This is a genomic window from Variovorax sp. 01N425 (genome assembly GCF_056399465.1).
In genome coordinates, this window is record NZ_JBFTRJ010000019.1 from 67,332 (window position 1) to 80,347 (window position 13,016).

At 68.7% G+C, this 13,016-nt stretch carries 13 protein-coding genes; 3 read left to right on the plus strand and 10 right to left on the minus strand.

Annotated features, from left to right (window positions below; translation table 11 throughout):
• The first annotated feature begins 11 nt into the window (after window positions 1–11).
• Both AC1DSC_RS27855 and AC1DSC_RS27860 read left to right on the plus strand, forming a co-directional pair.
• Window positions 12–902 carry a DMT family transporter gene (locus AC1DSC_RS27855; protein ID WP_436287128.1) on the plus strand — a complete coding sequence of 297 codons (891 nt, stop codon included), beginning with the start codon at window positions 12–14 and terminating at the stop codon, window positions 900–902.
• A gap of 13 nt (window positions 903–915) precedes the next feature.
• A complete protein-coding gene (locus AC1DSC_RS27860) occupies window positions 916–1,407 on the plus strand; it encodes a glutathione peroxidase (protein WP_012745390.1) in 492 nt (163 codons plus the stop codon).
• A gap of 12 nt (window positions 1,408–1,419) precedes the next feature.
• Here the strand turns inward: AC1DSC_RS27860 and AC1DSC_RS27865 are convergent, their stop codons facing one another.
• From AC1DSC_RS27865 to AC1DSC_RS27910, 10 genes are all read right to left on the minus strand, one after another.
• Window positions 1,420–1,854, minus strand: coding sequence for a hypothetical protein (locus AC1DSC_RS27865; protein ID WP_012745389.1), 435 nt, complete (start codon window positions 1,852–1,854; stop codon window positions 1,420–1,422).
• Between the two features lie 89 nt (window positions 1,855–1,943).
• Window positions 1,944–3,176 (minus strand): glycolate oxidase subunit GlcF, encoded by a 1,233-nt coding sequence (glcF, locus tag AC1DSC_RS27870; RefSeq protein WP_018907529.1) that lies wholly within the window; start codon window positions 3,174–3,176, stop codon window positions 1,944–1,946.
• 23 nt (window positions 3,177–3,199) lie between these two features.
• Window positions 3,200–4,306 (minus strand): glycolate oxidase subunit GlcE, encoded by a 1,107-nt coding sequence (gene glcE, locus AC1DSC_RS27875; RefSeq protein WP_436287127.1) that lies wholly within the window; start codon window positions 4,304–4,306, stop codon window positions 3,200–3,202.
• Between the two features lie 28 nt (window positions 4,307–4,334).
• Window positions 4,335–5,843, minus strand: a complete 1,509-nt coding sequence (locus AC1DSC_RS27880) for an FAD-linked oxidase C-terminal domain-containing protein (RefSeq protein ID WP_436287126.1) — start codon at window positions 5,841–5,843, stop codon at window positions 4,335–4,337.
• 133 nt (window positions 5,844–5,976) lie between these two features.
• A complete protein-coding gene (locus AC1DSC_RS27885) occupies window positions 5,977–6,858 on the minus strand; it encodes a LysR substrate-binding domain-containing protein (protein WP_018907532.1) in 882 nt (293 codons plus the stop codon).
• Window positions 6,859–6,874: 16 nt separating this feature from the next.
• A complete protein-coding gene (locus AC1DSC_RS27890; protein ID WP_436287125.1) occupies window positions 6,875–7,060 on the minus strand; it encodes a hypothetical protein in 186 nt (61 codons plus the stop codon).
• Between the two features lie 186 nt (window positions 7,061–7,246).
• Window positions 7,247–8,182, minus strand: coding sequence for an SMP-30/gluconolactonase/LRE family protein (locus AC1DSC_RS27895; protein ID WP_436287124.1), 936 nt, complete (start codon window positions 8,180–8,182; stop codon window positions 7,247–7,249).
• A 272-nt stretch (window positions 8,183–8,454) separates the two neighbouring features.
• Window positions 8,455–9,987, minus strand: coding sequence for an ammonium transporter (locus tag AC1DSC_RS27900; RefSeq protein ID WP_020610607.1), 1,533 nt, complete (start codon window positions 9,985–9,987; stop codon window positions 8,455–8,457).
• 22 nt (window positions 9,988–10,009) lie between these two features.
• On the minus strand, window positions 10,010–10,348 hold the full coding sequence (glnK, locus tag AC1DSC_RS27905) for a P-II family nitrogen regulator (RefSeq protein WP_007833403.1): 339 nt from the start codon (window positions 10,346–10,348) through the stop codon (window positions 10,010–10,012).
• 70 nt (window positions 10,349–10,418) lie between these two features.
• A complete protein-coding gene (locus AC1DSC_RS27910) occupies window positions 10,419–11,243 on the minus strand; it encodes a TorF family putative porin (protein ID WP_012745382.1) in 825 nt (274 codons plus the stop codon).
• 217 nt (window positions 11,244–11,460) lie between these two features.
• On the opposite strand from AC1DSC_RS27910, the gene AC1DSC_RS27915 reads away from it, so the two are divergent.
• Window positions 11,461–13,011: a YifB family Mg chelatase-like AAA ATPase gene (locus AC1DSC_RS27915; protein WP_436287123.1), complete on the plus strand. Its 1,551-nt coding sequence runs from the start codon at window positions 11,461–11,463 to the stop codon at window positions 13,009–13,011.
• Window positions 13,012–13,016: the final 5 nt, after the last annotated feature.

Here is a 13,016-nt window from a genome sequence, read left to right on the forward strand (position 1 = left end):
ATCCCGCCCTCATGCCCGCTTTAGCACTGATCTTCAATGCCTTCGTCTGGGGCGTTTCGTGGTTTCCCTTTCGGCACATCGAAAGCCACGGGCTGCATCCCGTCTGGACCACCTGCGTCATCTACGTGGCGATCTCGCTGGCGATGGGCTTCTTTCGCCGGCACGCCTGGCGCGGCTTCGCGGCGTATCCGATGCTGGTGCTGCTGGGCCTGGCAGCGGGCTTCACCAACCTGGGCTTCAACTGGGCGGTGACGCAGGGCGACGTGGTGCGGGTGGTGCTGCTGTTCTACCTGATGCCGCTGTGGAGCGTGCTGCTGGGCTGGGCCGTGCTGGGCGAGCGGCCCACCGGCGGCGCGCTCGCGCGCGTGGCGCTGGCGCTGACCGGCGTGGCCGTGGTGCTCAAGACACCCGGCGTCGAGTGGCCCGTGCCGTCGAGCCTGCCCGACTGGCTGGGCCTGGCGGCCGGCTTCAGCTTTGCCGTGACCAACATCGTGCTGCGCCACCTGCGCGACGCGCCCGGCGAATCGCGCGCGCTGGCCATGTTCTGCGGATGCGCGAGCGTGGCCGGCATCGCGGCGGCGGCCGGCACCCTGCTGGGCGCCTTCGGCTCCCCGCTTGCCGCGGAGCCGGGCTGGATCGGATGGGCGGCCTTGCTGGGCACCGGCTTCGTGCTGGCCAACATCTGCCTGCAGTACGGCGCGGCCCGGCTGGCGGCCAGCGCCACGGCCGTGATCATGCTGTCGGAAGTGCTTTTTGCCAGCGTCTCCTCCGTGGCGCTGGGTGCGGCCCAGATGGACCCGCGCATCCTGGCGGGCGGCGCGCTGATCGTGCTGGCGGCCGTGTGGTCGGCGTTTGCGCGAACGCCGGTGCAGGGCGATGATCGGCTTTCATCCCCCACCTGACCGAGGCAGCGCCATGACCACCAGCATCTACGACTTCGAAGCCAACCGGATCGACGGCAAGAAGGTGAAGCTCTCGGACTTCCGCGGCAAGGTGCTGCTGATCGTCAACACGGCCAGCCAGTGCGGCTTCACGCCGCAGTTCGCCGGGCTCGAGCAGCTGCACGAGAAGTACGCGAGCCAGGGGCTGGTGGTGCTGGGCTTTCCGTCGAACCAGTTCGGCTCGCAGGACCCGGGCACCAACGAGGAAATCGGCGCCTTCTGCACCACCAACTACGGCGTGAGTTTTCCGATGATGGAAAAGATCGACGTCAACGGCGGCAACGCCGCGCCGCTCTACCAGTGGCTCACCAAGGAAAAGCCGGGCCTCCTGGGCAGCACGGCCATCAAGTGGAACTTCACCAAGTTCCTGGTCGGCCGCGACGGGCGGGTGCGCAAGCGCTACGCGCCGCTGGACACGCCCGCGTCAATCGCGCGCGAGATCGAGGCGGCGCTGGCGGCGGGCTGAATCGAGGCCCGCTCAGAACCTGAAATCGACAGTCTTCGAGCCGCTGCCCACCGTCACCGCCTGGCTCTTGGCACTGCCGGCCATGGCAGCGTCGATGGTGTAGCGGCCCGCGGGCAGATCGACCAGGCAGACCGGCCCGCTCGCGCGCAAGGCCAGCGAGGGCGCGCCGTCGGCGCCCCTGATGTCGACCTGCACATCCGCCAGGTAGGCGCCGTCGGAGCGCGCGAAAAGCAGGGCCAGCGGATGGTCCTTCATGGCGGCGCGCATGGCGGTCGATTCGTCCGAGCCGATGCCGCCGCAGACATAGCGCACCGCGCCCTCGCCCTTCCATTGCGGCATGGCCGACTGGGCCTGCGCGCCAACGGCGCCGGCCGCGCATGCCAGCGCCAGCAGGGCGCGCCGCAAGTGCTTCTTCGGAACGGTGGAAGCTGCTTGAACAGAAGACATGAGGCTTGCTCCTAGGAAAAACGGTGCCGCCATGATGCGGCGCAAAAGCTCTGAACGCGAGTCGGACCAGGGCGCTCTTCGGTGTGCGATCAGGCCGCTGCCAGCGCCGCGTCCAGCAGCTCCACCCAGTGCCGCACGGGCGTCTGCTGGCTGCCGCTTTGCAGGTGCGTGATGCAGCCGATGTTGGCCGAGGCGATGACGCTCGGCTGCAGCTGCGCCAGGTGCCCGAGCTTGCGGTCGCGCAGCGGGTAGGCCAGCTCCGGCTGCAGCACCGAGTAGGTGCCGGCCGAGCCGCAGCACAGGTGCGATTCGTTCATGGCCACGCGCACGTCGAAGCCGAGTGCGCGCAGATGCGTTTCGACGCCGCCGCGCAGCTTCTGGCCGTGCTGCAGCGTGCAGGGCGGGTGGTAGGCGACCACGCCCTGCGGCGCATGCACGCGGGCCTTCAGGGCCGGCACCAGGTCGGGCAGCAGCTCGCTCAAATCGCGCGTCAGCTCGCTGATGCGCGCGGCCTTGGCGGCGTAGGCCGGGTCGTGCTGCAGGATGTGGCCGTACTCGCGCACCGTGACGCCGCAGCCCGAGGCGTTCATGACGATGGCTTCGACCTCGTTGCGCTCGACCATCGGCCACCAGGCGTCGATGTTGGCGCGCATCTGGGCCTTGCCGCCTTCCTGGTCGTTGAGGTGGAACCTGACGGCGCCGCAGCAGCCGGCCTCGGGCGCGACCACGGCCTGGATGCCGGCCGCATCGAGCACGCGCGCGGTGGCGCTGTTGATGTTGGGCATCATCGACGGCTGCACGCAGCCCGCGAGCATCATCACCTTGCGCGCATGCGTGGCGGTGGGCCAGGCGCCGGCCTCCTGCCTGGCCGGCACCTTGGCCTTGAGCGCATCGGGCAGCAGGCCGCGCACCGACTGGCCGAGCTTCATCGCCGGGCCGAACAGCGGCGACGGCAACCCTTCCTTCAGCAGCCAGCGCGTGGCCGCTTCCAGGGCGGGGCGCGGCACCTTCTCGTCGACGATCTTGCGGCCGATATCGACCAGGTGGCCGTACTGCACGCCGCTCGGGCAGGTGCTCTCGCAGTTGCGGCAGGTCAGGCAGCGGTCCAGGTGCAGCTGCGTGCTGCGCGTGGGGGCCTTGCCTTCGAGCACCTGCTTGATCAGGTAGATGCGTCCGCGCGGGCCGTCGAGCTCGTCGCCGAGCAGCTGGTAGGTGGGGCAGGTGGCGGTGCAGAAGCCGCAGTGCACGCACTTGCGCAGGATGGCTTCGGCCTCGCGGCCTTCGTCGGTGCCGCGGAATTCGGGGGCGAGTTCGGTTTGCATCGCTGGTGTTCTTGGTTTTTTATCTATGCGCCGGCCAACAGCCGTGCGCGATCGAAGATGCGGTGTGGATCGAACTCGTGCATCAGCGCCTGGTGGATGCGGGCCACGGGCGCGCTCAGTGCGTCGAAGCGCGGCACCCCGCTGTCCGCGGCCTGACCCGCGGGCATGCGGAACAGCGTGGCGTGCCCGCCGGCCGCGCGCGCGGCTTCGCGGATGCGCGCGGCCTGCGCGGGCGGCGCCTGGTACCAGCGCTGCCCGCCATGCCATTCGACCAGCGGCGCGTCGCCATCGCCATCCCATGCAATCGCCGATGCGGTCTGCGGCACCGACAGGCGCCACAGTGCGTTCGGGCCCGTGCCGAACCACGGCAGCTGCTGGTCGCGCAGCGCCTGCCAGTGCGCCGCGGCCTGCGCGTTGTCCTTGCGCTCGCCGCCGAGATGCGCGCAGGCGGCTTCCACCGCCGCGACCGCGCCGCGCAGGCGCAGTTGCAGGACGCCGGCGCCCGCCTGTTCGAACCAGCAGCTCGCATTGAGCGGCAGCGGCCGGCCGCCCCACTCGTTGAGCAGGCGCAGCGCATCCGCCTGGCTGCATTCGAAGGCCAGCGTGGCCTCGGCGGGCGCGACCGGCAGCACCTTGAGGCTGACCTCGGCAATCACGCCCAGCGTGCCGAGCGAGCCCGCGAGTACGCGCGAGACGTCGTAGCCTGCGACGTTCTTCATCACCTGCCCGCCGAAGCTCAGGATGTCGCCACGGCCGTTGACCAACGTGGCACCGAGCACGTAGTCGCGCACCGCGCCCACGCTGGCGCGCGCGGGGCCGCTCAAGCCGGCGGCGACCATGCCACCCACCGTGCTGTTGCTGGCGAAGTGTGGCGGCTCGAAGGGCAGGCACTGCCCCTTCTCGGCCAATGCGGCTTCGAGTTCGGCGAGCGGTGTGCCGGCGCGCACGGTGACGACGAGTTCACTCGGCTCGTAGCTCGTGATGCCTGCGAGCGCCGTGGTGTCGAGAACGTCGCCTTGCAACGCCTCGCCGTAGAAATCCTTGGTGCCGCCGCCGCGAATGCAAAGCGGCGTGGCGTCGGTGGCTGCGGCGCGGATGCGCTCGACGATCTGGCGGAGGGCGGATTCCATGGTCTGTGTTGTGTTCTTGTCGTCGTTCTCAGAAGCGCGGCAGGTCGGGATGCGGCAGCCGGCCGCCGCGCACCACCTGCTTGCCGTATTCGGCGCAGCGCTGCAGCGTGGGAATCACCTTGCCGGGGTTCAGCAGGCCGGCCGGATCGAAGGCGCGCTTGACGCCGAACATCTGCTCGTTCTCGGCCGCGGTGAACTGCACGCACATGCTGTTGAGCTTTTCCACGCCCACGCCATGCTCCCCCGACACGGTGCCGCCCATGGCCACGCTGGTCTCGAGGATGTCGGCACCGAAGAGCTCGCAGCGGTGCAGCTCGTCGGGGTCGTTGGCATCGAACAGCACCAGCGGATGCAGGTTGCCGTCGCCCGCGTGGAACACGTTGCAGCAGCGCAGGTTGTACTTCTTCTCCATCTGCTGGATGGCCAGCAGGATGTCGGCCAGGCGCTTGCGCGGAATGGTGGAGTCGAGGCACATGTAGTCGGGGCTGATGCGGCCCGACGCGGGGAACGCGTTCTTGCGGCCGCTCCAGAACTTCATGCGCTCTTCCTCGCTGCTGCTCACCGCAATGGCGGTGGCGCCGCAGGCGCGCAGCACGGCCGTCATGCGGCCGATTTCTTCTTCCACTTCCTCGGCGGTGCCGTCGGATTCGCACAGCAAAATCGCGGCGGCGTCGAGGTCGTAGCCCGCGTGCACGAAGTCCTCGACGGCGGCGGTCATGGGCTTGTCCATCATCTCGAGCCCCGCGGGAATGATGCCGGCCGCAATCACCGCGGCCACCGCATCGCCGGCCTTGCGAACGTCGTCGAAGCTGGCCATGATGCAGCGCGCGACCTGCGGCTTGGGCACCAGCTTGACCGTGACCTCGGTGGTCACGGCCAGCATGCCTTCGCTGCCGATGACCAGCGCGAGCAGGTCCAGGCCCGGCGCGTCGAGCGCCTCGCCGCCAAACTCGATGGGCTCACCTTCGGCCGTGAAGCCGCGCACGCGCAGCACGTTGTGCAGCGTGAGGCCGTACTTGAGGCAATGCACGCCGCCCGAGTTCTCGGCCACGTTGCCGCCGATGGTGCAGGCGATCTGGCTCGACGGATCGGGCGCGTAGTAGAGGTTGAAGGGCGCGGCGGCTTCGCTGATGGCAAGGTTGCGCACGCCGCACTGCACCACGGCCGTTCGGCTCACCGGGTCGATCTTCAGGATGCGGTTGAACTTGGCGAGCGACAGCGTCACGCCCAGCGCATGCGGCATGGCGCCGCCCGAGAGCCCGGTGCCCGCGCCGCGCGCCACCACGGGCACACCGAGCTGGTGGCAGGTCTTGAGCACGGCCGCCACCTGTTCCTCGGTCTCGGGCAGGGCCACCACCAGCGGGCGCTGGCGGTAGGCGGTGAGGCCGTCGCATTCGTAGGGCGTGGTGTCCTCGGCGTGCCAGATCAGCGCGTGGGCCGGCAGGTGGGCCTGCAGGGCGCGCACGATCTGCGACTGGCGGTCGGTTTTTTTTTGCAGCAGCGAATCGTGCTGGGCGGCGGTGAGCGGCGCGTTCATGGATGTCTCTCTTGGTGCCCTGCACTCTACGCAAAATGCGGCGCGGCCGGGTTGATGCTTTTTTGCGCGGCGCTTGAGAGAACTTTGCCGATAGAACTCTGCCGGCCGGCCGGCCGGCCGGCCGGCCGCCGGTTCAGCGCAGGCTCTGCGCGAGCCAGTCTGCAAACGCCGCGCATTCCCAGCGATCGAGCATGCCGGGCTGCCAGCAGATGGTGTGGCGGTGCGGCGAGGGCACGGGCCGGTCGGACAGCGGCACCAGCCGGCCCGATTCGAACCAGGCGGCGCCCATCTTCTGGCGCACCAGCGCCACGCCGAAGCCGCTCGCGGCCGCGTCGTAGACCAGGCCCAGGTCGTTGAACTGCGAGCCGACGTGCGGTTCGGGCTGGTCGAGGCCGCAGCTTGCGAACCAGGTGCCCCAGGGCTCGAGCGGGCTGCGGATCAGCCGCGCGCTGGCAATCTCCGCCGCGGTGCAAAAGCCGTCGAACGGGCCGAATTCGTTGAGGTAGCTCGGGCTGCAGGCGGGCACCACCTCTTCCTCGAGCAGCAGGCGGTGTTCGCAGTCGGCATACGCACCGTTGCCGTAGCGCACTTCGAGATCGGCCTGCTCGGCCGTGACATCGAGCAGCGGAATGGACACCTGCAGCACCAGCTCGATGTCGGGGTAGATGTTGCGGAACAGCTCGAGCCGCGGCATCAGGAACACGCGGCTGAAGGTGGGCGTGACGGCGATGCGCAGGCGCGTGGCGCGCGTCGCCGCGTTGCCGAGCGGCGTGGCCTGCAGCGCCGCAAGGCCGGTGCGCACGTTGGCAAGGTAGGCGGCGCCGTCGGCCGTGAGGCTGAAGTCGCCGCGGCCGAAGAGCTTGAAGCCCACGTGCGCCTCGAGCTGGCGGATGCGGTGGCTCACGGCGCTGGCGGTGACGCACAGCTCGTCGGCCGCGCGGCCCGCATGCCGCAGCCGCGCCACGGCCTCGAAGGTCAGCAGGCACTGGATGGGCGGGATGTGCTGCAGGGCCATTGTCTTTACCCTCCGGTCACTTGTCCGGCGTGTTCTTGGTTTCGGCGCTGTTGGTTTTGGCGCTGTTGGTTTTGGCGCTGTTGGTTTTGGCGCTGTTGTTCAGGGCGCGTGCACAGGCCACCGGGTACTCCCCTCCGCGAATGTCCCCCGGCTTCGCCTCCTCCTTGATTTCGCTGCGGGGAGCACCCGATGCCCTGTGCACCAGGGCACGCTGCTGGTGTATCGCCGATCAACGACTGCTCTGTCCAACGCTCCCGCTGATGGGGTGCCTTGCGCAGCGAAATCAAGGAGGAGGCCGCAGGCCGGGGGACATTCGCGGAGCAAGGTACCCCGTCGGCGGGAGCGCGCCCCGAACACGGCACGTCATGCACGACGCGTCGGGTCATACCTAGTCCTCGAAGAAGCTGACGGGCAACCCCGGCGTATCGACCTGCATCGAGATCACCGTGCCCGAGGCCGGCAGCCGCTCGATCTCGGCGGCGGGGCGGCCCTTGCGGGCGGTGGTGACGAAGAGCGTCTTCAGGTCGTCGCCGCCGAAGCAGGGCATGGTGGGGCACTGGGCCGGCACGGGAACGGCGGCCACGATCTCGCCCGAAGGCGCAAGGCGCAGCAGCTGCGCGCCTTCGAACATCGCGACCCAGTAGTGGCCCTGTGCATCGACCGTGGCGCCATCGGGGCGGCCTTCGTAGCGCAGCGTCGGCGAATCGGGGGTCCAGCCTTCGGGCTTGGCGTCGAACTGGTGGAACACGCGGGGCTGCGAAAGCGTATTGGCCGCCGCGTCCCAGTTCCAGGCGCGCACCTGGTGCGCGGGCGTATCGGCCCAGTACAAGGTGCGCGCATCGGGCGAGAACGCGAGCCCGTTGGCCGTGGTCACCTGGTTGGCCATCTGCGTGAGGGCCGGCGCCACGCCGCTGCCGGGCCGCGCATCGAGGCAGTAGAGCGCGGCGTTGGCGCGGTCCTTGGCCTCGTTGATCGAACCGCTCCAGAAGCGGCCGAGCGCGTCGCACTTGCCGTCGTTGAAGCGCATGGTGCGCACGTCGTGATCCACGCGCGCGATGGCGACAAGTTCACCACCCCACTCGCGCGCCCGGTAGATGCCGTCGCGCAGCGCGATCACGAGGCCGCCGCTGCGTGCCGGCGCCATGCAGCCGGGCTCGGTGGACAGGGCCCAGCGCTCCACCTTGGCCGAGTCCGTGCCGATGTCGCCGCGCGTGCGCAGCACCGCACGGCCCGGGATGTCGAGCCAGTACAAGGCGCGTTCCCGCGGATGCCAGAACGGCGATTCGCCGAGCTCGCAGAGGCTGTTGTCGATGGAGGTCCACATGCCCGGAATTGTGCATGCGCGGACATCGCCGCTCCAGAGGAAAAACGCAGGCAAAAAAAAGCCCGCTGACGCCGAAGCGCTCGCGGGCTGAACATCCAAAGGAGACCTCGCTGAAAAATCGTCCTGTTCTTTCTTTTTCTTCTTCTCACCACCAGCCCCCGCACCGCATGCCTCGTTCCAGAAACACCGAGGAACCGGCTTTGCCGGGCCTCTGGTGTTGCCCCCAGCAGGGGGGTTGGCGTAGCGACACGAAGTGCGCGAAGACTGGGGGGTTACCTGTTGTATGCGGTCTCGCCGTGCGAGGAGATGTCGAGGCCTTCGCGCTCTTCTTCTTCCGACACACGCAGGCCGATGGTGAGGTCGGCGATCTTGTAGGCAATGAACGAGACCACGCCCGACCAGACGATGGTCAGCAGCACGCCCTTGAGCTGGATCCACACTTGGGCGCCGATGCCGTTGGACACCACGCTGGCCGTGACCCAGTCGCCCACGAGGCCGGGGCCGCCCAGGGCCTGGGTGTTGAACACGCCGGTGAGCAGCGCGCCGACGATACCGCCGACACCGTGCACGCCGAACACGTCGAGCGAGTCGTCCGCGCCGAGCAGCTTCTTGAGGCCGTTGACGCCCCAGAGGCAGGCGAAGCCGGCGATGAAGCCGATGATGATCGCGCCCATCAGGCCGACGTTGCCGGCGGCCGGGGTGATGGCCACCAGGCCTGCCACGGCGCCCGAAGCGGCGCCCAGCATCGAGGCCTTGCCGCGCATCAGCGCTTCACCGATGCACCATGCGAGCACGGCAGCGGCCGTGGCGGTGAAGGTGTTCATGAAGGCGAGCACGGCGCTGGTGCCGGCTTCCAGGGCCGAACCGGCGTTGAAGCCGAACCAGCCGACCCACAGCAGCGAAGCGCCGACCATGGTGAGCGTGAGCGAGTGCGGCGTGAAGGCTTCCTTGCCGTAGCCCACGCGCTTGCCGATCACGAAGGCGCCGACCAGGCCCGCCACGGCGGCGTTGATGTGCACCACGGTGCCGCCCGCGAAGTCGAGCGCGCCCCACTGCCAGATCAGGCCGGCCTTGGCGTTCTGTGCGTCCACCACGTTGGCGGCGGTGTAGGCGTCCGGGCCCATCCAGAACCAGACCATGTGCGCGAGCGGCGCATAGCTGAAGGTGAACCAGATCACCATGAACAGCAGCACGGCCGAGAACTTGGCGCGTTCCGCGAAGGCACCCACGATCAGGCAGCAGGTGATGCCGGCGAAGGTGGCCTGGAAGGCGGCGAACAGCAGCTCGGGGATGTAGACGCCCTTGCTGAAGGTGGCGCCGGGTGCGAACACGCCGGTGGCCGGATCGAAGATCCCCTTCATGAAGAGCCGGTCGAATCCGCCGAAGAAGGCGTTCCCCTCGGTGAACGCGAGGCTGTAGCCATAGATGAGCCACAGCACCACGATCATCGAGAAGGTGACCATCACCTGCATCAGCACCGACAGCATGTTCTTGCTGCGTACCAGGCCGCCGTAGAACAGCGCCAGGCCGGGGACGGTCATCATGATGACGAGCAGCGTGGACAGCATCATCCAGCTGGTGTCACCCTTGTTGAAGGAAGGAGCGGCAGGCGCCGCGGCGGGCGCTGCTTCGGCAGCCGCAGCGGGTGCGGCGGCAGCCGGAGCGGCCGCAGGTGCCGGAGCAGCGGCTGCGGGCGCGGACGCCGCCGGCGCCTCGGGCGTGGCAGCAGGCGCCTGGGCGAAGCTCGCCGTGCCTGCAGCGAGCAGGCTCAGGCCGAGCGCGAGAGAAACAAGCAGTTTTTTCATGGTTGTTGTTTTCCGGGCTGGATCAGAGGGCTTCGCGGCCGGTTTCACCGGTGCGGATGCGAACGACCTGCTCGAGGTTGTAGACAAAAATCTTTCCGTCGCCGATCTTGCCGGTGCGCGCCGCACCCTCCACGGCTTCGATCACGCGGTCCACGAGGTCGTCGGACACCGCCGCCTCGATCTTGACCTTGGGCAGGAAGTCGACCACGTACTCCGCGCCGCGGTACAGCTCGGTGTGGCCCTTCTGGCGGCCGAAGCCCTTGACCTCCGTGACCGTGATGCCCTGCACGCCGATGGCCGAGAGGGCTTCGCGCACCTCGTCGAGCTTGAACGGTTTGATGATGGCTGTGACCAGCTTCATGATGACTTTCTCCTTCTTGGATGGAATGGATGGTGCGGCAGCTTGGGCCGCACCTTGTTCTTGTGCCTGCTTACAGGGTCTTGCTGAGCGTAACGATGAAGCGCGCCTTGTTGGGCGAATAGGTGGTCTGGCCGAAGGTGCCGAAGCCGAGGTCGACGCCCGGGTTGGACACGGCCAGGTACGAGCTCTTCTTGTTGGCGCCCTGGATCGAGCCGGCCAGTGCGAGGCCGCTGCCGAAGTCGTACGACACGCCCACGTTGTAGTCGACGTAGCTCTTGTAGCCCAGGCTGCGGATGTCGCTGGACATGTGGGTGTAGCCCACGGCGGCCTTCAGCGTGAGCTTGGGCACGATCTCCTTGCTGTAGGCCAGGTTCAGGTAGCCGGTGTTGGTGCCCTTCAGGCCCGAGCCGGCCTTGTTGCCCGCGTAGCCGAAGTAGTCCTTCGACACCGTGTGCGAGTATTTCAGCGTGAACGAGCCGATGGCCTCGTCGGCCCAGGTGCCGGCGCCGTACAGCTCGGTGGTGTTGCCGGCGGAGTTGCCCGGGTAGATGTAGGTCAGCGCGCCCACGTCCATGTCGAAGGGGCCGGCCTTGAACTTGTAGCCGCCGTAGATGTCGCTCTCGATGCTGTTGCCCTTGAGCCAGTTGACGCTGGAGTTCCAGTTGCCCACGTAGAAGCCGGTCTCGCCGAAGGCGTAGTCGAAGCCGCCCTGGATCGCGGGCTTGAAGCCCTTGGTCTTGGCGTAGTCGTTCTTCCCGATCATGTCCTGGTCCTGGCCGCGGAACTTGTAGTTGCTGGTCAGTGCCACATTCCCCGTGAGCTGTGCGCTCGCAAGCATCGGCAGGGCAGCAAGGGCGGCCACGGCCATTGCCTGGGCGAATTTACGGTGCATCATCGAGACTCCTCGGAGTTGGTTGGATTGTTGGGGGACACCGTCTCATAGCAGGGAGCGTGCCAAAGTGCACGTTTTGCCCTGCGGCACCGCGGCCGCCCCCGCACCTGCAACCCAGGCGAAATAGTTACAAGCGTGTTCAGTTGCGGTACCCCATGGGGCACCGCGGTGCATGAGCCCGGCCAAAAACGGGCGCACCACAATGGTGAGAGGGAGTGGAATGAGCCTGTCTTTGGTGCAAAGCCGTGCTTTGCTTGGGCTGGAAGCGGCCAGTGTCACGGTCGAGGTGCATCTGGCGAACGGCCTGCCGAGCTTCACGCTCGTCGGGCTGGCGGAAACCGAGGTCAAGGAGGCGCGCGAGCGGGTGCGCTCGGCCATCCAGAACGCCGGCCTGGAGTTTCCGAACAACAAGAAGATCGTCGTCAACCTGGCGCCGGCCGACCTGCCCAAGGATTCCGGCCGCTTCGACCTGCCGATCGCGCTCGGCATCCTCGCGGCCAGCGGGCAGATCCAGCCTGCGCTGCTGGCGGGCCATGAATTTGCCGGCGAGCTCTCCCTTTCAGGCGAGCTGCGGCCGGTGCGCGGCGCGCTCGCCATGGCGCTGGCCCTGCACACGCGCGGCATCGCGACGCGGCTGGTGCTGCCCGCCGCAAGCGCCCAGGAAGCGGCGCTGGTGCCCGGCAGCGAGGTGTACGGCGCCAGGCACCTGCTGGACGTGGTGCAGCGCTTCATGCCCGAGGGCGCCGCGCTGCCGCAGGGCGAGGAACAGCAGCAGCAGCCCGCCGCCGACGGCTGGGCCCGGGTGCATGCCGCAGCCGCGGCGGCCGCGCCGCTCTATGCCGACCTGGCCGACGTGAAAGGCCATGCAGGCGCCAAGCGCGCCCTCGAGATCGCCGCCGCCGGCGGCCATAGTCTGCTGATGGTCGGCGAGCCCGGTTCGGGCAAGTCGATGCTGGCGCAGCGCTTTGCCGGCCTGCTGCCGCCCATGAGCGTCGACGAGGCGCTGGAGAGCGCGGCCGTGGCCAGCCTGGCCGGCAGTTTTTCGGCCGCGCGCTGGATGAACCGGCCGACCTCGGCGCCCCATCACACATCGAGCGCCGTGGCGCTCGTGGGCGGCGGCTCGCCCCCGCGGCCCGGCGAGATCTCGCAGGCGCACCATGGCGTGCTCTTCCTGGACGAATTTCCGGAGTTCGCCCGCTCGGCCCTCGAGGCGCTGCGCGAGCCGCTGGAGACGGGCACCATCACCATCGCGCGCGCCGCCCGGCGCGCCGAGTTTCCGGCGCGCTTCCAGCTGGTCGCGGCCATGAACCCCTGCCCTTGCGGCTACCTGGGCTCGACGCTGAAGGCCTGCCGCTGCACGCCGGACCAGATCTCGCGCTACCAGGCCAAGCTCAGCGGCCCGCTGCTGGACCGCATCGACCTGCACATCGAGGTGCCCGCGGTATCGGCGCAGCAGCTCATCGACGCGCCGCCCGGCGAATCGACGGCCAGCATCCGCACCCGCGTGGTGGCCGCGCGCGAGTTCGCGCTGCAGCGCCAGGGCAGCCCCAACCAGGCGCTGCAGGCCGGCGCCATCGACAAGCATGCCGCACTCGACGATGCGGCGCGCAAGTTCGTCTACAACGCCGCCGCCAAGCTCGGCTGGTCGGCGCGCAGCACGCACCGCGCGCTCAAGGTGGCGCGCACCGTGGCCGACCTGGCGGGCGCCGAATCGGTGGGGGTGGTGCATGTGGCGGAAGCGGTGCAGTACCGCAGGGCGCTGCGGAACTGAGCGCC